At 69.2% G+C, this 22,114-nt stretch carries 15 protein-coding genes; 7 read left to right on the top strand and 8 right to left on the bottom strand.

Features of this window, described 5'->3' with window-relative positions:
• Window positions 1-30 precede the first annotated feature (30 nt).
• Window positions 31-789, top strand: coding sequence for an SDR family oxidoreductase (locus FB600_RS21970; RefSeq protein WP_096750367.1), 759 nt, complete (start codon window positions 31-33; stop codon window positions 787-789).
• A 106-nt stretch (window positions 790-895) separates the two neighbouring features.
• Window positions 896-2,200: an MFS transporter gene (locus tag FB600_RS21965; RefSeq protein WP_096750366.1), complete on the top strand. Its 1,305-nt coding sequence runs from the start codon at window positions 896-898 to the stop codon at window positions 2,198-2,200.
• A 77-nt stretch (window positions 2,201-2,277) separates the two neighbouring features.
• On the opposite strand, the gene FB600_RS21960 is transcribed toward FB600_RS21965, so the two are convergent.
• The 3 genes from FB600_RS21960 to hemC are packed head-to-tail and all read right to left on the bottom strand — an operon-like array spanning window position 2,278 to window position 6,640.
• Entirely contained in the window at window positions 2,278-3,468 is a 1,191-nt protein-coding gene (locus tag FB600_RS21960; RefSeq protein ID WP_096750365.1) for a heme biosynthesis protein HemY, read from the bottom strand.
• Between the two features lie 2 nt (window positions 3,469-3,470).
• Entirely contained in the window at window positions 3,471-5,672 is a 2,202-nt protein-coding gene (gene hemDX / locus FB600_RS21955; RefSeq protein WP_145757346.1) for a fused uroporphyrinogen-III synthase HemD/membrane protein HemX, read from the bottom strand.
• Window positions 5,669-6,640: a hydroxymethylbilane synthase gene (gene hemC / locus FB600_RS21950; RefSeq protein WP_013699047.1), complete on the bottom strand. Its 972-nt coding sequence runs from the start codon at window positions 6,638-6,640 to the stop codon at window positions 5,669-5,671. Before hemC ends, hemDX begins: the two co-directional genes overlap by 4 nt.
• A gap of 203 nt (window positions 6,641-6,843) precedes the next feature.
• Here hemC and ppc point away from each other — a divergent pair, with 203 nt between their 5' ends.
• The 3 genes from ppc (at window position 6,844) to argH (ending at window position 12,695) form a co-directional block, all read left to right on the top strand.
• Window positions 6,844-9,936 carry a phosphoenolpyruvate carboxylase gene (gene ppc, locus FB600_RS21945; RefSeq protein WP_105819406.1) on the top strand — a complete coding sequence of 1,031 codons (3,093 nt, stop codon included), beginning with the start codon at window positions 6,844-6,846 and terminating at the stop codon, window positions 9,934-9,936.
• Window positions 9,937-10,283: 347 nt separating this feature from the next.
• Window positions 10,284-11,147 (top strand): helix-turn-helix transcriptional regulator, encoded by an 864-nt coding sequence (locus FB600_RS21940; protein ID WP_096750361.1) that lies wholly within the window; start codon window positions 10,284-10,286, stop codon window positions 11,145-11,147.
• Between the two features lie 141 nt (window positions 11,148-11,288).
• Entirely contained in the window at window positions 11,289-12,695 is a 1,407-nt protein-coding gene (argH, locus tag FB600_RS21935; protein WP_096750360.1) for an argininosuccinate lyase, read from the top strand.
• Window positions 12,696-12,776: 81 nt separating this feature from the next.
• On the opposite strand, the gene FB600_RS21930 is transcribed toward argH, so the two are convergent.
• The 5 genes from FB600_RS21930 to apbC all read right to left on the bottom strand — a co-directional run bounded on the left by FB600_RS21930 (window position 12,777) and on the right by apbC (window position 18,307).
• Window positions 12,777-13,517, bottom strand: a complete 741-nt coding sequence (locus FB600_RS21930) for a lysozyme inhibitor LprI family protein (protein WP_096750359.1) — start codon at window positions 13,515-13,517, stop codon at window positions 12,777-12,779.
• A gap of 2 nt (window positions 13,518-13,519) precedes the next feature.
• The gene (locus FB600_RS21925; RefSeq protein ID WP_013699054.1) at window positions 13,520-15,799 is read right to left on the bottom strand and encodes an arginine/lysine/ornithine decarboxylase; all 2,280 of its coding nucleotides are present in this window, start codon (window positions 15,797-15,799) and stop codon (window positions 13,520-13,522) included.
• An 86-nt stretch (window positions 15,800-15,885) separates the two neighbouring features.
• Window positions 15,886-16,455: a dCTP deaminase gene (gene dcd / locus FB600_RS21920; RefSeq protein WP_013699055.1), complete on the bottom strand. Its 570-nt coding sequence runs from the start codon at window positions 16,453-16,455 to the stop codon at window positions 15,886-15,888.
• Window positions 16,456-16,561: 106 nt separating this feature from the next.
• Window positions 16,562-17,092 carry a superoxide dismutase family protein gene (locus FB600_RS21915; RefSeq protein ID WP_013699056.1) on the bottom strand — a complete coding sequence of 177 codons (531 nt, stop codon included), beginning with the start codon at window positions 17,090-17,092 and terminating at the stop codon, window positions 16,562-16,564.
• A 126-nt stretch (window positions 17,093-17,218) separates the two neighbouring features.
• A complete protein-coding gene (apbC, locus tag FB600_RS21910; RefSeq protein ID WP_145757345.1) occupies window positions 17,219-18,307 on the bottom strand; it encodes an iron-sulfur cluster carrier protein ApbC in 1,089 nt (362 codons plus the stop codon).
• Between the two features lie 346 nt (window positions 18,308-18,653).
• Here apbC and FB600_RS21905 point away from each other — a divergent pair, with 346 nt between their 5' ends.
• Both FB600_RS21905 and metG read left to right on the top strand, forming a co-directional pair.
• Window positions 18,654-19,304: an OmpA family protein gene (locus tag FB600_RS21905; RefSeq protein WP_047836020.1), complete on the top strand. Its 651-nt coding sequence runs from the start codon at window positions 18,654-18,656 to the stop codon at window positions 19,302-19,304.
• Between the two features lie 556 nt (window positions 19,305-19,860).
• Window positions 19,861-22,017 carry a methionine--tRNA ligase gene (gene metG, locus FB600_RS21890; RefSeq protein ID WP_145757342.1) on the top strand — a complete coding sequence of 719 codons (2,157 nt, stop codon included), beginning with the start codon at window positions 19,861-19,863 and terminating at the stop codon, window positions 22,015-22,017.
• Window positions 22,018-22,114: the final 97 nt, after the last annotated feature.

The raw sequence follows: 22,114 nt of genomic DNA, 5'->3' as shown, positions 1-22,114 counted from the left end.
GGATCATCGACACGAGACAGGAGACGATTCATGCGGCTTGCGGGCAAGACAGCCATCGTCACGGGCGGCGGCTCGGGATTCGGCGAGGGCATCGCCAAAACCTACGCGCGCGAGGGCGCGAACGTGGTGGTCAACGACCTGAACGGCGCGGCCGCCGAGCGCGTGGCCAGCGAGATCGCGGTGGCGGGCGGCAAGGCGATCGCGGTGCCCGGCGACGTCTCGCGCGGCGAGGACTGGCGCGCCCTGCTGGCCGCCACGCTGGAGGATTTCCGCCAGGTCCACATCCTGGTCAACAACGCCGGCACCACGCATCGCAACAAGCCGGTGCTGGAGGTCAGCGAGGCCGAGTACGACCGCGTCTACGCGGTCAACATGAAGAGCCTGTTCTGGAGCGTGCAGACCCTGGTGCCGTATTTTCGCCAGGCCGGCGGCGGCGTGTTCGTCAACATCGCCTCCACCGCCGGCATCCGGCCGCGCCCGGGACTGGTCTGGTACAACAGCACCAAGGGCGCGATGATCACCGCCAGCAAGGCGCTCGCCGCCGAGCTCGGCGCCGACCGGATCCGCGTCAACTGCATCAACCCGGTGCTCGGCGAGACCGGCCTGATGACCGAGTTCATGGGCGTCGAGGACAGCCCCGAGAACCGCCAGCGCTTTCTCGCGACGATTCCGCTGGGCCGCCTCTCGACCCCGCAGGACATCGCCAACGCGGCGCTCTACCTGGCTTCGGACGAAGCCGAGTTCATCACCGGCACCTGCCTCGAGGTGGACGGCGGCCGCTGCATCTGAGCGGCGCGGGGGCCGCGGCGCCGCGATGCGCCCGGCCCTTCCGGCAAAGCGGTACCGGCAGCACCGGCAGGACCTCAAAAATCAAGACAACGCAAGGAGACGACCCATGGCAAGCACCGCACCGGCCCACCCCGGCCAGCCGTCCGCGTTCGAGACGGCCACCTACAGGAAGGTCACCTGGCGGCTCGCGCCGCTCCTGATGCTCTGCTACGTGGTCGCCTACCTCGACCGCGTCAACGTCGGTTTCGCCAAGCTGCAGATGGCCGCCGACCTGAACCTGTCGGACACCGTCTACGGCCTGGGCGCCGGCATCTTCTTCTTCGGCTACTTCCTGTTCGAGGTGCCGAGCAACATCATCCTGCACAAGGTGGGCGCGCGCGTCTGGATCGCGCGGATCATGATCACCTGGGGGCTGATCTCGGCGCTGATGATGTTCGTCACCACGCCGGCGATGTTCTACGTGATGCGCTTCCTGCTCGGGGTGGCCGAGGCCGGCTTCTTCCCCGGCGTGATCCTCTACCTGACCTACTGGTACCCGGCCAACCGGCGCGGGCGCATGACCACCTTCTTCATGACCGCGATCGCGCTGTCGGGCGTGATCGGCGGCCCCGTGTCGGGCTATATCCTCAAGACCTTCCACGGCAGCAACGGCTGGGCCGGCTGGCAGTGGCTGTTCCTGCTGGAGGGGATTCCCTCGATCCTGGTCGGCCTGCTGGTGCTGGCCGCGCTCGAGGACCGCATCGCCAAGGCCGCCTGGCTGAGCGACGAGGAAAAGGCCCTGCTCACGCGCAACGTGCAGGCCGAGGAGGCGCTCAAGGACGACCATTCGATCGGCCGCGTGCTGGCCAGCCCGCGCGTGTGGCTGATGGCGCTGATCTACTTCTCCTTCGTGATGGGCCTCTACGGCGTGGGCTTCTGGCTGCCGACCATCATCAAGTCGACCGGCGTGACCGACTCGTTCACGATCGGCCTGCTCTCGGCGATCCCCTACGCGGCCGCCGTGGTCGGCATGATCCTGATCGCGCGCAGCGCCGACCGCCGCCGCGAGCGCCGCTGGCACGTCGCGCTGCCCGCCGCACTGGGCGCGATCGGCCTGCTGCTGTCGGTGGTCTGGGCGCACCAGACCGCGCTGGCGATGGTCGGCCTCACGCTCGCCACGATCGGCATCCTCACCACCCTGCCACTGTTCTGGAGCCTGCCCACCGCCTTCCTGGGCGGCACCGCGGCGGCGGCCGGCATCGCCCTGGTCAACTCGATCGGCAACCTGGCCGGTTTCCTGAGCCCCTACATGATCGGCTGGCTCAAGCAGGCCACCGGCAGCAACGATGCGGGAATGGTGATGCTGGCCGCGTTCTGCGTGCTGGGCGGCCTGCTGGCGCTGTCGGTGCCGAAGGCGCTGGTGAACCGCTGAGGCCGGCCGAGGCCGACAATGGAAAACGGCAGCCTCCAGGGCTGCCGTTTTCGTTTGCGGCGCGCGAAGCGCCTGCCTCAGCCGAGCTGTGCCGCCAGCGCGCTTTCGCGGTAATGGCGCGCGGCCTTCTCCTGGTCGCCGAGATGTTCGAACAGGCTGGCCAGCGCACGATGCGCGCGAACCTTCAGCGCCTCGCTGTCGGACAGCTTCAGCGCCGCCTCCAGGAAGGATTGCGCCTTGCCCCACAGCTGCTGCTTCTGGCAGAGCCGACCCAGGGCCACCAGCAGCTCGGCGTCGTCGGGATGATCGCGCTTCCAGCCTTCGGCCTTCTGGATCAGCGGCAGCGCATCGCTGCCGGCCGTGTCGGGATAACGACGCAGCAGGCGCGCATCCCAGTTGTGGGCCAGCGCGTCCTCGACGATGCGGCGCGCCTCGGGCTGGCGCTCCAGCGCGACCAGCAGCTCGGCGGCCAGGTCGGCCAGGCGCGGCGATTGCCGCTCGGCGGCCGACAGCGACTGCCACACTTCCAGCAGCGCATCGGCGTCGTGGCGACGATCACGCAGCAGATGCTCGGCGGCCTGCTGGCGCATCCGCACTGCGGCGGCCGGATGCAGCGCCTCGCGCTTCTCCAGCGCCTTGGCCAGCTTCAGCACCTCGGCCCAGTTCTTCAACTGCTGCTGCGCGCGCAGCGCGACCTGCTGCGCATGGATGCGCTTGCCGCCCGAGGCCTGCATCTCGGCCAGCGCGGCCAGCGCGCCCTCGGCGTCGCGCGCCTCGGCGCGCATGTCGGCGGTGGCCAACAGGCGCGCCTCCTGCCATTCGTTGGCATCGACGCGGGCCAGCCATTCGTCGCGGCGCGCGTACTCGTGCATGCGATGCGCGGCGACCGCGCCCACCAGGCCCGCCGCGCTCTGGTTGTCGTCGACCGACAGCGCGTCGCGCGCGGCCTTCTCGGCGCGCGAGAAGCGGCCCGCGTAGAGATTGGCGATCGCGTCGCGCAGCGAGGCATGCGCCTTCTCGTGGCGCATCCGCTTGCGATAGGCGGCCACCCGCTGCGGCATGCGCCAGATGTTGCGCACGATGCGCAACAGCGCGTAGATCACCACGAACAACACCACGATCGAGACGATGAACAGGTTCAGCGATACATCGACGCGATACGGCGGGTAGACGATCAGCACCTGCCCGCCGTCGAAGCGGCCGACCGTCGCGAGCGCCACGGCGATCGCGAACAGCACGGCCAGCCAGAGGATTCCTCGCAGCGTCATCGTCAACCCCGGCTCTTGAACTGTTGGATGGCGTTGAGGCTGGTGCTCAGGTTCGGCACCGCCACCGACAGCGACGCGGCATCGACCTGCTTCAACAGATCCTCGACGGTCCGGGTGTCCTTCGACGAGGCGTCGAAGTAATGGGCGAGCGCCGCCTGCGCCGCGTGCAGGTCCGACTTCATCGCCGACTCGTTGCGCGCGAGCAGCGACAGGCGCGCCGTCAGCAGCCGCAGCTTGACGTTCTCGCGCACGAAGTAGCCCTGCTCGGGCGAGGTCAGCATCGCATCGGCATTGTCGATGCGGCGCACCTGCACCAGGCTGGTCAGTTGCGCGCCGATGCCGGTGCTCACTTCGTGCCACCAGACCTTCCAGCGCGGCTGGCCGGTCGCGGCCGCCTCGCTGGCGATATCGCCCGGGTGGGCGGCGCGCGGCCGCGCCTGCCCGATCGGTGCCTCGCCCGACAGCGGCAGCGCGTCGATCCGGCCGATCGCGTCGTCGAGCTTGATGGCCAGGCCGGTGAGATCGACCGAGGGCGCGCCCTTGAGCTTGTCGATGTCCTGCGCGATGGCCTTGCGCACCGCGATCGCCTGCGCGCCCTGCGAGGTCGCGAGCTGCTGGTCGGCGTTCTGCAGCGCGACCAGGGCCAGCGGGACGTTGCCCGTCAACTGCAATTGCTGGCTCGCGCCGGACAGGGTCTGCTCGACCTGGTCGAGCAGCCAGGCGTCGCGATTGCGCGAGAGATCCTGGTATTGCTGCTGCAGCGCCTGCTGCTGCGCCTGCGCGTCGGACAGCTTGCCGGCGAGCTGCGAGAGCTGGCCGTCGACCTGGTGCGCGTTGGCCAGCGCCTGGTCGGACTTGTTGCGGATCTCGGCGGTGGCGGCGTCGAACGTCTTCTGCCGCTGCACCGCGAGCTGGTCGAGCTTCTCGATCTTGCGGTTCAGCACGAAGCCGCCCGCGCCGGCCGCGCAGGCCAGCACCACCACCACGCACCACAGCAGCACGCCGGCGGTACCGCCCGAGCGGCGCGGCTGCTGCGCCTCGAAGGGCGTGAAGGGGGCATTGGACGGCGTCGCGGGCCGCGGGGGCGCGGCGGCGGCCTGGGAGGAAGCCTTGCTGGAATCGTTGGTATCTGTCATGCGAGAGGGCACCGATGCGGCTTGCGCCGCGTGAGCGGCCGAGTCGGCCAACGTTCGGAAGGCGTGGACGATGCGCTCATCGCCCGCGCCGGACTGCGTAATCGTATCAAAACCCATGGCCCGCGCCGTATCCGCGATGCGCGGATGGGGCGCGACCAGCGGCGCGTGCCGCAGCGCGTCGCGCTCGGCGCCGGTCAGGTGCTCGTCGGCCAGCTCGCGCAGGTTGCGCACGCCCTCCGAGCTGGTCACCAGCCAGGCATGCGGCTCGCCCGCCAGCAGCGCGTGCACGCGCTCCCAGGCGCCGATCGAGGGCTCCGGCACGATGCGGCGGTAGGCGGCCACCAGCTCGACCTCGGCGCCGGCCTCGCGCAGCCGGTTCGAGAGCCAGTCGCGGCCGCCGTCGCCGCGTACGATCAGCACGCGCTTGCCGGCCAGCGGGCCGACCTCGGCCGGCGCTGCGGGGGAAGCGGACGAAGGGGAGGAATCGGGGCCCGGGTTCGCGAGAGGCTGGGCCGCGGCGCCGGCTCGATCGCCGGGAACGACAGGCTTCGCGCCCTCGCTGCTGCATTCATCGCCGCCATGGCGACCATGGTCGTCGGTGGCGACGCCCGCGCCGGCTCCCGACGAAGCACGCGGCACGGCAGGAACGAAGGCGCGCTCGATCTGCGCGTAAAGGCTTTCCGAGTCGTAGCGCGGTTCGTCGCCGGCGTTGTCCTCGGGCTGCGTGCCGGGCGCGATCACGCGATGCGCGGGCGCCGCGATGCCGTGGCGCGCCAGCGCGGCCACGCTGCCGGGGCCGACCACGCCGACCGGCAGCGAGTGCGGCCAGATCGCGTTGAAACGCGCCAGCGCCCGATCGATCGCGTTCGGCGAGACGAACACCACCAGCGCATAGGCATCGAGCCGCGCGAAGGCCGCGTCCAGCGGCGCCGGATCGGCCACCGGCGCGATGTCGATGAGCGGGAAGTCGAAGGCCTCGATGCCGGCCGCCGCGAGTTGCGCGGCGAGCGCCGCCGATTGCCCCTCGGGCTTCGTCAGCACTGCCGTGAACGCGCGGGTCCGGGTCATCGGGTCTGGTCTCCGAGCAGCGCCTCGATGATCTCGAAGGCGCCCTGCCGTTCGAGTTCATCGGACACCTGTTTGCCGAGCGCGAGCGCCTCGTCGGGGGTGGTCACGGCCGCGTCCTGGCGCACCGTCAGCACGCGCGTGCCGCTGGTGTTCGACACGCGCCCCGTCAATTCGAGCCGCTCGCCGTGCCAGATCGCATGCGCGGCCAGCGGCACCGAGCAACTGCCGCCCAGCGCGCGCGACACCATCCGCTCGGCCTCGGCGGCCAGCGCGGTGGCGCTGTCGTGCAGCGGCGCGAGCCAGCGCGCCACGTCGGTGCGCGAGGCCGCGATCTCGATGCCGAGCGCGCCCTGGCCCGCGGCCGGCGGGCTGGTCTCGACGTCGATCAGCGCGCGGATCCGATCGCCGAGCCCGAGCCGCTTGAGCCCGGCCGCGGCCAGGATGATCGCCGCGTAGTCGCCGCGATCGAGCTTGGCCAGGCGCGTATCGAGATTGCCGCGCAGCGGACGCACGTCGAAGTCCAGATAGTGGGCGCGCAGCATCGCCTCGCGGCGCAGGCTGGAGGTGCCGACGATCGCGCCGGTGGGCAGATCGTCGAGCGAGGCGTAATCATTGGAGACGAAGGCGTCGCGCGGATCCTCGCGGCTCATCACGGTGCTCAGCACGAAGCCCTCGGGCAGCGACATCGGCACGTCCTTGAGCGAATGCACCGCCAGGTCGGCCCGGCCGTCGGCCAGCGCATTCTCCAGTTCCTTCACGAATAGACCCTTGCCGCCGACCTTTGACAAGGTACGGTCGAGAATCTGGTCACCACGCGTGGTCATCCCGAGGATTTTCACGTCGCAAGCTGGATATAATTTGCGCAGCGCATCACGCACATGTTCAGCCTGCCACAACGCCAGGCGGCTTTCCCGCGAAGCGATGGTGAGCGTCGCCGGAGCGTCGGCCGTAAGAGTCTCGGAATTCATTGCAGCGGCATCGAAGGACGGGAATCAGGATCGGACAATGGTAGCACGCACGCCCGTCCCCTTTTCCCGGGCGGCGCGGCGCGCGAGCGAGGCCGCCCGCCGGCGGCCGGCGTGGTGCGCGGCGGTCCGCCGCCGCTGTTTCCCGTATCGCAGTCAGTGCCCGAAGTCTCCCGTTCACTCGTGCTTTCCCAAGGAAACCCATCGTGAAGTCCTCCGGATCGGCGCGCGCCGCGCGCCGCAATACTGCCTCGTCCAACGTCACCGCGCCGGCGAGCGCCGAAGCGCCCGCGCAAGCGCGCGGCAGGCAGGCCGCCAGCCCGGCCGGCCCAGGTACGACGAAACCGGCCCGCAAGACCGCCAGCAAGGCGGCCGCCAGGCCGGAAACCAAGCAGGCAAGCGCCGCGACCACGAAACCCGCCGCCCCGGCCACCTCGACCACCTCGCCCAAGCGCGCCGCCGCGCCGAAAACGAACGGCCGTACGCGCGAGGACAAGGACCAGCCGCTGTTCGAGGACATCCGCTACCTGGGACGCCTGCTCGGCGACGTGGTGCGCGAGCAGGAAGGCGAGGCGGTGTTTCAGGTGGTCGAGACGATCCGCCAGCACGCCGTGAAATTCCGCCGCGAGGACGACCGTGAGGCCGCGCAGACGCTCGACCGCATGCTGCGCAAGCTCACGCCCGAGCAGACCGTCAGCGTGGTGCGCGCCTTCAGCTACTTCTCGCACCTGGCCAATATCGCCGAGGACCGCCATCACAACCGCCGCCGCCGCATCCACGCGCTGGCCGGCTCGACGCCGCAGGCCGGCACGGTCGGCTTCGCGCTGCAGACGCTGAAGGACGCCGGCGACGCCTCGGCCGAGGTGATCCGCCGCTTCTTCGACGAGGCCCTGATCGTGCCGGTGCTGACCGCCCACCCGACCGAGGTGCAGCGCAAGAGCATCCTCGACGCCCAGCATGACATCGCCCGCCTGCTCGCCGAGCGCGACCAGCAACTGACCACGCGTGAGCGCTCGCACAACGAATCGCTGCTGCGCGCGCGCGTGACCTCGCTGTGGCAGACCCGCATGCTGCGCGACGCGCGCCTGACGGTCGGCGACGAGATCGACAACGCGCTGTCCTATTACCGCGCCACCTTCCTCGACGAGCTGCCGGCGCTCTACGCCGACATCGAGGAGGCACTGGCCGAGCACGGTCTGGACGCGCGCGTGCCGGCCTTCTTCCAGATGGGCAGCTGGATCGGCGGCGACCGCGACGGCAACCCGAACGTGACGGCCGCCACCCTGGAGGAGGCGATCCATCGGCAAGGCACGGTGATCCTCGAGCACTACCTGGAGCAGGTCCACAAGCTCGGCGCCGAGCTGTCGGTCTCGCACCTGCTGGTGGGCGCCAGCGACGAAGTGAAGGCGCTGGCCGCGGCCTCGCCCGACCAGTCACCGCATCGCGTCGACGAGCCCTACCGGCGCGCGCTGATCGGCATCTACACGCGCATCGCCGCCAGCGCCCGGGTGCGCCTGGGCGAGGGCGCGGTGGCGGTGCGCAGCGCCGGCCGCGGCGCGCCGCCGGTGCGCGCCACGCCCTATGCCGACTCCGAGGCCTTCGCGCGCGATTTGCGCGTGCTGCAGGAATCGCTGGTCGCGCATCACGGCGCCTCGCTGACCACGCCGCGCCTGGCGCCGCTGGTGCGCGCCGCCGAGGTGTTCGGCTTCCACCTGGCCAGCATCGACCTGCGCCAGAGCTCGGACATCCACGAGGCGGTGATCGCCGAGCTGTTTGCGCGCGCCGGCGTCGAGGCCGACTACGCGGCGCTCGCCGAAGCCGACAAGCTGCGCGTGCTGCTGGCCGCGCTGGCCGACCCGCGCCCGCTGCGCATCCCCTATCTCGACTATTCCGATCTCGCGAAGAGCGAACTCGGCGTGCTCGAGAAGGCCCGCGAGGTCCGTGCCAAGTTCGGCCCGCGCGCGGTGCGCAACTACATCATCTCGCACACCGAAACGGTATCGGACCTGGTCGAGGTGCTGCTGCTGCAGAAGGAAACCGGCCTGCTGGAAGGCAGCTTCGGCGCGCACGGCCATGCCCGGCACGGCCTGATGGTGATCCCGCTGTTCGAGACCATCGCCGACCTGCAGAACGCGCCCGAGATCATGCGCGACTACTTCGCGCTGCCCGGCATGCAGGCGCTGATCGCCCACCAGGGCGGCGAGCAGGAAGTCATGCTCGGCTACTCGGACAGCAACAAGGACGGCGGCTTCCTGACCTCGAACTGGGAGCTGTATCGCGCCGAGCTGTCCCTGGTCGAGCTGTTCAGTGCCCACGGCATCAAGCTGCGCCTGTTCCACGGCCGCGGCGGCACGGTCGGCCGCGGCGGCGGCCCGACCTACCAGGCGATCCTGTCGCAGCCGCCGGGCACCGTGAACGGCCAGATCCGCCTGACCGAGCAGGGCGAGGTGATCGCCAGCAAGTTCTCCAACCCCGAGATCGGCCGGCGCAATTTGGAAACCGTGGTGGCCGCCACGCTGGAGGCCTCGCTGCTGCCGCGCAACAACGCGCCCGCGCAACTGCCGGCCTTCGAGGCGACCATGCAGACGCTGTCGGACGCGGCGATGGGTGCCTATCGCGCGCTGGTCTACGAGACGCCCGGCTTCAAGGACTACTTCTTCGCCTCGACGCCGATCAGCGAGATCGCCGAGCTCAACATCGGCAGCCGCCCGGCCTCGCGCAAGCTGCAGGACCCGAAGAACCGCAAGATCGAGGACCTGCGCGCGATTCCCTGGGGCTTCTCGTGGGGCCAGTGCCGGCTGCTGCTGACCGGCTGGTACGGCTTCGGCAGCGCCTTCGCGGCCTACCTCGACGGCGCGGCCAACTCGGCCAACCCCACGGCCGAGCGCGCCAAGCGCCTGGCTTTGCTGCAGAAGATGAACCGCAACTGGCCGTTCTTCTCGCACCTGCTGTCGAACATGGACATGGTGCTGGCCAAGACCGACCTGGCCGTGGCCTCGCGCTACGCCGAGCTGGTGGCCGACAAGAAGCTGCGCAAGCACGTGTTCGCGCGCATCGTCGCCGAATGGGAGCGCACCGCCGCCGCGCTGGCCGAGATCACCGGCCACCAGGCGCGGCTGGCGGCCAACCCGCTGCTGGCGCGTTCGATCAAGAACCGCTTCCCCTACCTCGATCCGCTCAACCACCTGCAGGTCGAGCTGATCAAGCGGCACCGCGCGGGCGACACCAATGCGCGCGTGCGGCGCGGGATCCATCTGACCATCAACGGCATCGCGGCGGGCCTGCGCAATACCGGCTGAGACGGCAGGCGGGCTCGACGGCCGGCGGCACTCTCGCGCTGCCGGCCGTCTGGGCACTCACTGACTAGGCGCGGACATCGGCAACGATGTCCGCGCCTAGTCGTTTCAGGGGCCGCCGTTCACGCTGGCGGCCCGGCCGACGATCCACGCCCCGAGCGCCGCCCCGCGCCCTCGTCTCCGTCGCCCTGCCCAGTGCCGGCACGCCGCGCGCGACGACCCGCTACAATGGCGAACGCGCGGGTACCAGTATCGATCCGGGATGTATCCCGGTATCAGCGCTACCCGCCACCACGGCGGCGCAGCTCGCGCCCGCCCCGTTCCGCCCCAGTGTTCGCCCTCACCCGCCCATGAGCCCGTCCCGCCCCGCTCCGCCCCCGCTCGACGCCACTCCGGCGCGCGCGCTCGGCGATTTCATCCGCGCCCACCGCGAGCGCCTCACGCCCGAGGCGCTCGGCCTGCCGCCGGGCCCGCGCCGGCGCACGCCGGGCCTGCGCCGCGAGGAAGTGGCCCAGCTCTGCGGCGTGAGCCCGACCTGGTACACCTGGATCGAACAGGGCCGGCAAGTCTCGGCCTCGGCCGACGCGCTGGCGCGGATCGCCGTGGCGCTGCGCCTGTCGCGCGCCGAGCGCGCCTACCTGTTCGAGCTGGCGGCCCAGCGCGACCCGGCCGAGCCGGAGCTGGCCACCGCCGACGTGCCCGACACGCTGGTGGCCGCGGTCGACCTGGTGGCCGCGCCCGCCTACGTGCTCGACCGCCAATGGAACGCGCTGGCCTGGAACGCGCCGGCCGCGGCGCTGTTCGCGGGCTGGCTGGACGGCGACCACGACCGCAACCTGCTGCGCTTCACCTTCCTCTCGCCGGCCGCGCGCGCGCTGATCGTCGATTGGGACACGCGCGCGCGGCGGCTGGTGGCCGAATTCCGCGCCGATTCGATCCGCCACCTGAACGACGCGCCCACCCGCGGCCTGATCGACGCGCTGCTGGCCGGCAGCGAAGCCTTCGCGCATTACTGGGCCTCGCAGGACGTGGTCGAGCGCGAGGGCGGCGAACGCGCCTTCACGCACCCGCGCGACGGCCACCTGGTCTACCAGCAGACCACGCTGAAGCCCGCGCATCGCGAGGACCTGAAATTCGTGGTGCTGATCCCCGGCACGCCGGCCGAGGCGGGCCAAGCCGCCGCTATCGAGCCCGAAGCCGCCCCGCCGCGCTGACCACACGACGCCGCGGGGCGCCGGGCGCCGCCCGCCCGCGCGCCGTTCCGCCCCCGCCGCCGGCCGGGCCGGGCGCCGTCGAATGCTAGAATCCGCATCTGCTCTGCGGCTCGCGCCGCTCCACCCTCCTTACGAATCGCCATGACGTCCCAATTGCACAAAAAGGGCGAGGCCTGGTCGGCCCGCTTCTCGGAACCGATGTCGGAACTGGTCAAGCGCTATACCTCGTCGGTGTTCTTCGACAAGCGCCTGGCCCTGGTCGACATCGCCGGCTCGCTCGCGCACGCGAAGATGCTCGCCGCGCAGAAGATCATCAGCGCCGACGACCTGGCCGCGATCGAACGCGGCATGGCGCAGATCCAGGGCGAGATCGAGCGCGGCGAATTCGAGTGGCAGCTCGACCTCGAGGACGTGCACCTGAACATCGAGGCGCGCCTGACCGCGCTGATCGGCGATGCCGGCAAGCGCCTGCACACCGGCCGCTCGCGCAACGACCAGGTCGCCACCGACATCCGCCTGTGGCTGCGCGGCGAGATCGACCGCATCGGCGAGCTGCTGGTCGAGCTGCGCCGCGCGCTGCTGGCGCTGGCCGAGCAGCACGCCGCCACCATCCTGCCGGGCTTCACCCACCTGCAGGTGGCGCAGCCGGTCACCTTCGGCCACCATCTGCTGGCCTACGTCGAGATGTTCACGCGAGACGCGGGCCGCATGCGCGACTGCCGCGCGCGCGTCAACCGCCTGCCGCTGGGCGCGGCGGCGCTGGCCGGCACCAGCTACCCGATCGACCGCCACGCGGTGGCCGCCACGCTCGGCTTCGACGGGATCTGCGCCAACTCGCTCGACGCCGTGTCCGATCGCGACTTCGCGATCGAATTCACCGCCGCCGCCGCGCTGGTGATGACGCATATCTCGCGCTTCTCGGAGGAGCTGGTGCTGTGGATGAGCCCGCGCGTGGGCTTCATCGACATCGCCGACCGCTTCTGCACCGGCTCGTCGATCATGCCGCAGAAGAAGAACCCGGACGTGCCCGAGCTCGCGCGCGGCAAGACCGGCCGCGTCAACGGCCACCTGATGGCCCTGCTCACGCTGATGAAGGGCCAGCCGCTGGCCTACAACAAGGACAACCAGGAAGACAAGGAACCGCTGTTCGACACCGTCGACACGGTGGCCGACACGCTGCGGATCTTCGCCGAGATGGTGGCCGGCATCACGGTCAAGGCCGAGGCGATGCGCGCGGCCGCCCTGCAGGGCTTCTCGACCGCGACCGACCTGGCCGACTACCTGGTCAAGCGCGGCCTGCCGTTCCGCGATGCGCACGAAGCGGTCGCGCACGCGGTCAAGGTCTGCGACGATCGCGGCATCGACCTGGCCGACCTGACGCTCGAGGAAATGAAGCAGGAACTGCCGAACGTCGCCCATCTGATCGGCGAGGACGTGTTCGGCTATCTGACGCTGGAAGGCTCGGTGGCGAGCCGCAACCACCCGGGCGGCACCGCGCCCGAGCAGGTGCGCGCCGCGATCGCGGCGGCCCGCGCGGCGCTTGACTGAGCCCGGCGCAACACCCGCCCAAACGAAAACGGACGCCGAGGCGTCCGTTTTTTCATGGCGCCCGCCGAAGGCAGGGCAGGCTCACTTGTTGTTGACCGTCTCCGACAGCCGCTTGAGCGTGGCCACACGCGCGCCGATCAGGTCGACGCGCTGCTCCTCGCTGATCATCGGCGTGGTGCCGTCGCGGAAGCTCACCCAGGCGCGCTGGGCACGCACCAGCATCGGCCGCGAACGCGCCGGCATGCGCTTTTGCAGCTTCACGTAATAGCGGTTCAGGTCGAACAGCGCGTGCTCGCAGGCCGCGTCGTCCGAGCAGGCCCGCACGCGATGCACGGCATCGGCGCCGCCGTTGGGCCTCGCATAACGATCGGCCGCGTCGCGCAGCGACAGCGCGCGGTCGCGCACCGGCTGGATCCGCATGTCGGCGCTCGCCATCGCGTACATGGTGCCGCTGGTGGTGGCGTAGACGGCCTGCGTCAGCAGGGTCTCGTCCTTGCGCCACAGCAGCCAGCGCCGCTGGCTTTCCTGCCAGCCGCGCCTGGCGGCGGGCGGCGCCACGTTCGTCAGTTGCTGGAAGGCCTCGTCGACGGCCGCGAGCCACTTGGTGCGCGCCTCGTCCATGCACTGGATCTGGCCGACCGTCGAGGAGCGGTCGCGCCGCGCCAGGCACTGGCGCATCGCCACGTCGATCGGGTCGGCTGCCGCGACCTCGGCCCGCGCCGGCGCGGCCGCGCCGAGCCAGCCCGCGAAGGCCAGCGCCACCGCGAAGGCACCACGCGCGCGCGAGCCGCGCGCCAGGGCTGAAGTCCCGAGCCGGCTCATCGTCAATCGCGCACGCAGTCGACGTAGTACTCGACGCGCCCGTTCACTTCCTCGGCCACCAGACCATGCACGTCGGTATGAAAACCCGGGAAACGCTCGTTGAAATCACGGGCGAAACGCAGGTAGTTGACGATGGTGGCATTGAAGCGCTCGCCCGGGATCAGCAGCGGAATGCCCGGCGGATACGGCGTGAGCAGGATGCTGGTGACGCGCCCTTCCAGCTCGTCGAGCGGCACGCGGTCGATCTCGCGGTGCGCGAGCTTGGCGAACGCGTCCGAGGCCTTCATCGCCGGCTCCATGTCCGAGAGATACATCTCGGTGGTCAGGCGCGCGATGTCGTTGGCGCGGTAGACGTCGTGGATCTGCGTGCAGAGGTCGCGCAGGCCGACGCGCTCGTAGATCGGGAACTGCGCCACGAACTCGGGCAGCACGCGCCAGAGCGGCTGGTTGTTGTCGTAATCGTCCTTGAACTGCTGCAGCTCGGTGACCATCGAGTTCCAGCGGCCCTTGGTGATGCCGATCGTGAACATGATGAAGAACGAGTAGAGGCCCGTCTTCTCGACGATGATGCCGTGCTCGGCCAGATACTTGGTGACGATCGCCGCCGGGATCCCGGTCTCGCCGAACTCGCCGTCCACGTCCAGGCCCGGGGTGATGATGGTGGCCTTGATCGGGTCCAGCATGTTGAAGCCTTCCGCGAGCGGGCCGAAGCCGTGCCAGCGGTCGTTCGGGCGCAGGATCCAGTCCTCGCGCGAGCCGATCCCTTCCTCGGGCAGCGTGTCCGGGCCCCACACCGAGAAGAACCAGTCGTCGCCGTATTCGGCGTCGACCTTGCGCATCGCGCGGCGGAACTCGATCGCCTCGGCGATCGACTCCTCGACCAGCGCAGTGCCGCCGGGCGGCTCCATCATCGCGGCGGCCACGTCGCACGAGGCGATGATGGCGTACTGCGGGCTGGTCGAGGTATGCATCAGGTAGGCCTCGTTGAAGCGGTGCTTGTCGAAGGTGCGGTTCTCCGAGTCCTGCACCACGATCTGCGAGGCCTGCGAGATGCCGGCCAGCAGCTTGTGGGTGGAGTGCGTGGCGAACACCAGCGAGCCGGTGCGCGGACGGCCCGCGCCGATCGCGTGCATGTCGCGATAGAACTCGTGGAATTCCGCGTGCGGCAGCCAGGCCTCGTCGAAGTGCAGCGTGTCGAGCAGGTCGCCCAGCAGGTCCTTGATGTGCTCGACGTTGTAGATCACGCCGTCGTAGGTGCTCTGGGTGATCGTCAGGATCCGCGGCTTGGCGTTCGGATTCTTCTGCAGCGCCTCGCGCGCGAACGGGTTCGCCTCGATCTTCTTGCGGATGTTCTCCGGCTTGAACTCGTCGCGCGGGATCGGCCCGATGATGCCGAAGTGGTTGCGCGTCGGCGTCAGGAACACGGGAATCGCATGCGTCATGGTGATCGCGTGCAGGATCGACTTGTGGCAGTTGCGGTCGACCAGCACGATGTCGCCCGGCGCCACGTTGGCGTGCCAGACGATCTTGTTCGAGGTCGAGGTGCCGTTGGTGACGAAGAACAGGTGGTCGGCGCTGAAGATGCGCGCGGCATTGCGCTCCGAGGCGGCCACCGGGCCGGTATGGTCGAGCAGCTGGCCGAGTTCGTCGACGGCGTTGCAGACGTCGGCGCGCAGCATGTTCTCGCCGAAGAACTGGTGGAACATCTGGCCGAGCGGGTTCTTCAGGAAGGCCACCCCGCCCGAGTGCCCCGGGCAGTGCCACGAATAGGAGCCCTCGTCGGCGTACTTGACCAGCTCCTTGAAGAACGGCGGCGCCAGCGAATCGAGGTAGACCTTGGTCTCGCGGATGATGTGGCGCGCCACGAACTCCGGCGTGTCCTCGAACATGTGGATGAAGCCGTGCAGCTCGCGCAGCACGTCGTTCGGGATATGGCGCGAGGTACGCGTCTCGCCGTACAGGAAGATCGGGATGTCGGCGTTGCGGCGGCGCACTTCGGTCACGAAGGCGCGCAGTTCCAGGATGGCGGTGGCCAGTTCGGGCAGTTCGCCGTCCGGGCCGGTTTCCCCGAGCATCAGCTCGTCATCGTCGATCGACAGGATGAAGCACGACGCGCGGCTCGACTGCTGCGCGAACGAGGTCAGATCGCCGTAGCTCGTCAGGCCGAGGACTTCCACCCCTTCCTTCTCGATCGCTTCGGCAAGTGCCCGGATGCCGGAGCCCGAGATGTTCTCGGAGCGGAAATCTTCGTCGATGATGACGACGGGAAAACGAAACTTCATGGGCGAATCTCCAAAAAGAACGACCGCGGCGCGCGAAGCACAGCGGTCACCCGGTCACTGGTTGGCGTAGCGGGTAAACAACCAGATCAGGTTTTCGGCAGCGTGACACCGCGCTGGCCCTGGTACTTGCCGCCGCGATCGGCGTAGGACACGTCGCAGACCTCGTCGCTCTCGAAGAACAGCACCTGCGCGACGCCCTCGTTCGCGTAGATCTTGGCCGGCAGCGGCGTGGTGTTCGAGAACTCGAGCGTCACGTAGCCTTCCCATTCGGGCTCGAAGGGCGTGACGTTGACGATGATGCCGCAGCGCGCGTAGGTGGACTTGCCCAGGCAGACCGTCAGCACGGTGCGCGGGATCCGGAAGTATTCGACGGTGCGCGCCAGCGCGAACGAGTTCGGCGGGATGATGCAGACATCGCCCTTGAAGTCGACGAAGGAGCCTTCGTCGAAGTTCTTGGGATCGACGATGGTCGAATTGATGTTGGTGAAGATCTTGAATTCGTCGGCGCAGCGGATGTCGTAGCCGTAGCTCGAGGTGCCGTAGCTGACAATCCTGCGGCCGTCCTCGGAGGCGCGGACCTGGTCGGGCACGAAGGGCTCGATCATCTTGTGTTGCTCGGCCATGCGCCGGATCCACTTGTCGGACTTGATGCTCATAAAAAGGCGCCAGGTAAGGCTACAGATCGGGGTCGCGCCGCCGGGCGGGCCGGCGGCAGGGAAAGGCGCACATTTTACGCGATCGCGGCCGCCGCGCGGCGGCGCGTCATTGGCGCGCCACGCCGCAGGCGAGGCCGGGCCCCGCGCCGTGCTGGGGGAAGGCCGGATCGCTGGCGTCGCGATGGATCAGGACCGAGCGGTTGAGCACCGAGCGCACGCCGTCGAGCGCGAGGTCGGGTGCCACGATGAAGCCGGCCGCCACGCCGGTGGAATCGGCATGGAGGTTGCCGAGGTCGCCTGCCACGCGCGCGCCGGCGCGCAGCCGGTCGGCCGCAGGCGCGAACACCGGGCCGGCGCTGGAGCCGTCCACGGCGTTGCAGTCGCCGCGCTCGTGGATCTGCAGCGCGTGGTCGCTGTTGGGCGGCAGGCCGACGATGTTGTAGGTGACCTGCACCCCGTCGGGGCGCTCGACGAAGCTCACCGCGCCGCGCGTCTGGCTGCCGACGGTCGGCTGCAGCATCGCGTCGGCGCGCTTCTCGTGGGTCGACGCGAAGGAGGTGCAGCCATTGAGCAGGACCGTCGCGGCCAGAACGGCGAGCGCGGTGACGCCAGCCGTCCCGTCGAATCGTTGTTTCATGCGATCCTCACGCCGGCGCGCTTGCCGGGTAGGCAGCCGCGCTGGCCGTACAGAAAAAGGGGACCAGGGGAAAAGTCGTCATCATACCCCGGCTGCCCCGCGTGAAACATCGCCGCGCGCCTGGTTTTACGTATTTTGAACCACGATCGAGGGGAATTTCGCGCTCATGTCCTTCGCGCGCTCGGCGATCGCGATCGCCACCTGCCGCGCGATCTCGCGATAGCGCGCCGCCACCGCGGAATCGGGCGCGGCGGCCACGGTCGGCGTGCCGCTGTCGGCCTGCTCGCGGATCGCGATGTCCAGCGGCAGGCTGCCGAGCACCGGCACGCCGTAGTCGGCCGCCATGCGCGCGGCGCCCCCCGCGCCGAACACGTGTTCCTCGTGCCCGCAGTTCGAGCAGACGTGGATGCTCATGTTCTCGACGATGCCGAGGATCGGGATGCCCACCTTCTCGAACATCTTGAGGCCCTTCTTGGCGTCGAGCAGGGCGATGTCCTGCGGCGTGGTGACGATCACCGCGCCGGTCACCGGCACGCGCTGCGCCAGCGTGAGCTGGATGTCGCCGGTGCCCGGCGGCATGTCGACGATCAGGTAGTCCAGGTCCTGCCAGTTGGTCTGTCGCAGCAACTGTTCCAGCGCCGAGGTCGCCATCGGCCCGCGCCAGACCATCGGATTGTCCTCGTCGATCAGGAAGCCGATCGAGTTGGCCTGCAGGCCGTGGCCCACCAGCGGGTTCATGGACTTGTCGTCGGGCGAGTCGGGGCGGCCGTGCACGCCGAGCATGGTCGGCAACGAGGGGCCGTAGATGTCGGCGTCGAGGATGCCCACCGAGGCGCCTTCCTGCGACAGCGCCAGCGCCAGGTTGACGGCGGTGGTGCTCTTGCCCACGCCGCCCTTGCCCGAGGCCACCGCCACGATGTTCTTCACGTTCGGCAGCAGCTTCACGCCGCGCTGCACGGTATGGGCGACGATGTCCTGGCTGACCGCCGCGCGCGCGGCGCGCACGCCCGGCACCTGGGCCAGTGCGGTGGCCAAGCGCTGGCGCACGTCCTCGTGCTGGCTGAGCGCCGGGTAACCGAGCACCACGCTGACGGAAACCGTGTCGCCATCGATCGAGACCTCGCGAATGCCCTTGTTGGCGGCGTAGGGGCGGCCGGTGTTGGGGTCGACGAGCGCCGCGAGCGCGGCGTCGACAGTGGCCCGTTCAATACTCATCGAAACTCCGTGGGTACCACCTCGCCCGCATGTCACGGAATCGCCTCGGAACCGAGGATTCTGCCGGTGAAACGTCATCAATCGTCAGATTGCGGCGCGGCGGGCGGGAAAAGTGAAAGAATTTATTGCACGACATTGCGCGAAACCGGCCGCGGCGCAATGATCGCGGGCGGTGCAGGTCGGGGACACATCGGCCCCGCAGCGCCTATATTGTAGAGGCTGGACGCCGCTCCGTCCGAACAGCCTTGGTCCCGAACGGGGCATGCGGCCCGCCTGAGGCGCCTCGTCCACGCGAGGCGCTCCACCGCGTAGTGACCGACTCGTTCACTTCAGAGAGGAACTCGACATGAATACCAAAATCGCGACGCGCTTGTCCGTCTTCGCCCTCGCGGGCGCCCTGCTGGCAGGCTGCGCCTCGCCGCAAGGCAACAACACCGCCGTCGGCACCGGTGCCGGCGCGGCACTCGGCGCAGGCATCGGCGCTCTCGCGGGCGGCGGCAAGGGCGCGGCGATCGGCGCCGGTGTAGGCGCCCTGGTCGGCGGCGTGACCGGCTACAACTGGCAGGCGATCAAGAACCGCCTGGCGCCGTCGGCCCAGAAGACCGGCACCCAGGTGACGGAACAGCCGGACGGCTCGCTGAAGCTGAACGTGCCGAGCTCGGTGACCTTCGCGACCGACCAGTACGCGATCACGCCGGCCTTCGCCCCGCTGCTCAACGACCTGGCCTCGACGCTGAACCAGAACCCGCAGATCACGGCCTCGGTGGTCGGCTACACCGACAGCACCGGTTCGGCCGCGCATAACCAGACGCTGTCGCAGAACCGCGCGCAAAGCGTGGTGACCGCGCTGGTGCAGCGCGGCGTCGCGGGCGGCCGCCTGAGCGCGCAAGGCATGGGCGCCTCGAACCCGGTGGCCGACAACGCCACCGAGGCCGGCCGCGCGCAGAACCGCCGCGTCGAGATCTACCTGCGCGCGCCGCAGCAGCCGCAGCAGTAAGCGAGGACGACTCGCGGGAGGACGGGCGGGCCGCCGTGCGCGATGTCCACAGGCCCGCCCGGCAAGGCTTTCGCGGCGGCCTGTGAAGATTCGCAAATTTTTTCGAACTTATTCGAAAGCGCCGGGTCTTTCCTTACGGTACGCGACTGTTGCTTTGCAGACGCGTCACCATTCTCCTCTTGTCGTTGTTGCTCCGGGGCAAAGATCGCCCCGGTTTTTTTTGCCTGCCGTTCGCTTGCTGCAACGCAGCAATCCAAGCAATGGCGCGTCGATTTCCTCCGCGTTTTTCCCCTTCCCGAACCGGCTGGCCAGTGCGGCGAACCACTGCCGCCACCGAGCCCGGCACCGCCGAAAGCACTTCGAAAGACTGTCACGGCCATCGTGCAATAATCCGTACCTTGCCGCGTTTGCGGGCTGAAAACGGCACGAAAACGGCCCTTTCCGGCAGCCCGCGCGCGAGGCGGCGATCGATTCCCGCCCGCCTGCTAGAATCGCAGACTCCTACGCGTTTCCCCCGTGCTACCGCCGCGCCCGCCGCGGCTTTCCAGACGACCCTATGTCCGCATCCGACCTCAATACCGTGCAGGCCGGCGCGCCTTCGAGCCGCCGCCAGATCCTCGTCACCTCCGCACTGCCCTATGCGAACGGGCAAATCCACATCGGCCACCTGGTCGAGTACATCCAGACCGACATCTGGGTGCGGACGCTGCGAATGCACGGCCACGAGGTCTACTACATCGGCGCCGACGACACGCACGGCACGCCGATCATGCTGCGCGCGGAACAGGAAGGCCTGAGCCCGAAGCAGCTGATCGAGCGCGTCTGGGGCGAGCACAAGCGCGATTTCGACAGCTTCGGGATTTCCTTCGACAATTTCTACACCACCGATTCCGAGGAGAACCGCGTCCTCAGCGAGAACATCTACCTCGCGCTGAAGGAAGCGGGCCTGATCGCCGAGCGCGACATCGAGCAGGCCTACGACCCGGTCAAGGAGATGTTCCTGCCGGACCGCTTCATCAAGGGCGAGTGCCCGAAGTGCCACGCCAAGGATCAATACGGCGACAGCTGCGAGGTCTGCGGCTCGACCTACCAGCCCACCGAGCTGATCAATCCCTACTCGGTGGTGTCGGGCGCCACGCCGGTGCGCAAGACCTCGACGCACCACTTCTTCAAGCTGTCCGACCCGCGCTGCGAGAACTTCCTGCGCGGCTGGGTGGGCGGCCTGGCGCAGCCCGAGGCCACCAACAAGATGCGCGAATGGCTCGGCGACGCAGGCGAGGCCAGGCTGGCCGACTGGGACATCTCGCGCGACGCGCCCTACTTCGGCTTCGAGATCCCCGGCGCTCCCGGCAAGTACTTCTACGTCTGGCTCGACGCGCCGGTCGGCTACTACGCGAGCTTCAAGAATCTCGCCGACAAGCTCGGCCTCGATTTCGAGGCCTGGACGCGCCCCGGCTCGGCCGCCGAGCAGTACCACTTCATCGGCAAGGACATCCTGTACTTCCACACGCTGTTCTGGCCGGCGATGCTCGAGTTCTCGGGCCATCGCACGCCGACCAACGTGTTCGCGCACGGCTTCCTGACGGTGGACGGCGCGAAGATGTCGAAGTCGCGCGGCACCTTCATCACCGCCAAGAGCGTGATCGACACCGGCATGAACCCGGAATGGCTGCGCTACTACTACGCGGCCAAGCTGAACGCGACCATGGAAGACCTCGACCTGAACCTCGCGGACTTCCAGGCGCGCGTGAACAGCGACCTGGTCGGCAAGTACGTGAACATCGCGAGCCGCGCGGCGGGCTTCCTGATCAAGCGCTTCGAGGGCCGCGTGCAGGACAGCGCGATGAACCACCCGCTGCTGGCCTCGCTGCGCGAGGCGATCCCGCAGATCGCCGCGCACTACGAGGCGCGCGAGTATAGCCGCGCGCTGCGCCAGACCATGGAGCTGGCCGACGCGGTGAACGGCTACGTCGATACCGCCAAGCCCTGGGAGCAGGCCAAGGACCCGGCCAACGCGGTGGCCCTGCACGAGACCTGCAGCGTCAGCCTGGAAGCGTTCCGCCTGCTGTCGCTGGCGCTCAAGCCGGTGCTGCCGAAGCTGGTGGAGGCCGTCGAGGCCTTCCTCGGCATCGCGCCGCTCAGCTGGGCCAGCGCGGCCACGCCGCTGTCCTCGACGCAGCCGATCAACGCCTACCAGCACCTGATGACGCGCGTCGACTCGAAGCAGATCGAGGCGCTGCTGGCCGCGAACCGCGACTCGCTGGGCGCCACCGACGCGGCCGCCAGCGCCGAGGGCGCGGCCAAGGCCTCGAAGGATGCCAAGGACGCGAAGAAGAAGCCTGCCAAGGAAGCCGCCGCGCCGGCCGGCGACGGCACCATCTCGATCGACGATTTCACCAGGATCGACCTGCGCATCGCGAAGATCGTCGCCTGCCAGGCGGTGGAGGGCTCGGACAAGCTGCTGCAACTGACGCTCGACGTCGGCGAAGCAAGCACCCGCAACGTGTTCTCGGGCATCAAGTCGGCCTACAAGCCGGAAGACCTGGTCGGCAAGCTGACGGTGATGGTCGCCAACCTGGCGCCGCGCAAGATGAAGTTCGGCATGTCGGAAGGCATGGTGCTGGCCGCCTCGTCGAAGGACGAGAACGCCGAACCTGGCCTCTACATCCTCGAGCCGCACAGCGGCGCCAAGCCCGGCATGCGCGTGAGCTGATCGGCACGCCGCAAGCGCGAACCAGCAAAAAGCCCGCTCCTCATGAGCGGGCTTTTTCATTTCACGCGGCCGGAACGATCGCCGCTCGCGAGCGAAC

The sequence above is a fragment of the Burkholderia sp. SJZ089 genome (assembly GCF_007828315.1).
In the GTDB taxonomy this organism is placed as follows: Bacteria; Pseudomonadota; Gammaproteobacteria; order Burkholderiales; family Burkholderiaceae; genus Burkholderia; species Burkholderia gladioli.
This window is presented reverse-complemented; position numbering and strand designations above follow the sequence as displayed.

Coding starts and splice junctions, on each gene's coding strand:
- FB600_RS21970 (WP_096750367.1), top strand. CDS start 31: ATGCGGCTTGCGGGCAAGACAGCCATCGTCACGGGCGGCGGCTCGGGA.
- FB600_RS21965 (WP_096750366.1), top strand. CDS start 896: ATGGCAAGCACCGCACCGGCCCACCCCGGCCAGCCGTCCGCGTTCGAG.
- FB600_RS21960 (WP_096750365.1), bottom strand. CDS start 3,468: ATGACGCTGCGAGGAATCCTCTGGCTGGCCGTGCTGTTCGCGATCGCC.
- hemDX (WP_145757346.1), bottom strand. CDS start 5,672: ATGACCCGGACCCGCGCGTTCACGGCAGTGCTGACGAAGCCCGAGGGG.
- hemC (WP_013699047.1), bottom strand. CDS start 6,640: ATGAATTCCGAGACTCTTACGGCCGACGCTCCGGCGACGCTCACCATC.
- FB600_RS21940 (WP_096750361.1), top strand. CDS start 10,284: ATGAGCCCGTCCCGCCCCGCTCCGCCCCCGCTCGACGCCACTCCGGCG.
- argH (WP_096750360.1), top strand. CDS start 11,289: ATGACGTCCCAATTGCACAAAAAGGGCGAGGCCTGGTCGGCCCGCTTC.
- FB600_RS21930 (WP_096750359.1), bottom strand. CDS start 13,517: ATGAGCCGGCTCGGGACTTCAGCCCTGGCGCGCGGCTCGCGCGCGCGT.
- FB600_RS21925 (WP_013699054.1), bottom strand. CDS start 15,799: ATGAAGTTTCGTTTTCCCGTCGTCATCATCGACGAAGATTTCCGCTCC.
- dcd (WP_013699055.1), bottom strand. CDS start 16,455: ATGAGCATCAAGTCCGACAAGTGGATCCGGCGCATGGCCGAGCAACAC.
- FB600_RS21915 (WP_013699056.1), bottom strand. CDS start 17,092: ATGAAACAACGATTCGACGGGACGGCTGGCGTCACCGCGCTCGCCGTT.
- apbC (WP_145757345.1), bottom strand. CDS start 18,307: ATGAGTATTGAACGGGCCACTGTCGACGCCGCGCTCGCGGCGCTCGTC.
- FB600_RS21905 (WP_047836020.1), top strand. CDS start 18,654: ATGAATACCAAAATCGCGACGCGCTTGTCCGTCTTCGCCCTCGCGGGC.
- metG (WP_145757342.1), top strand. CDS start 19,861: ATGTCCGCATCCGACCTCAATACCGTGCAGGCCGGCGCGCCTTCGAGC.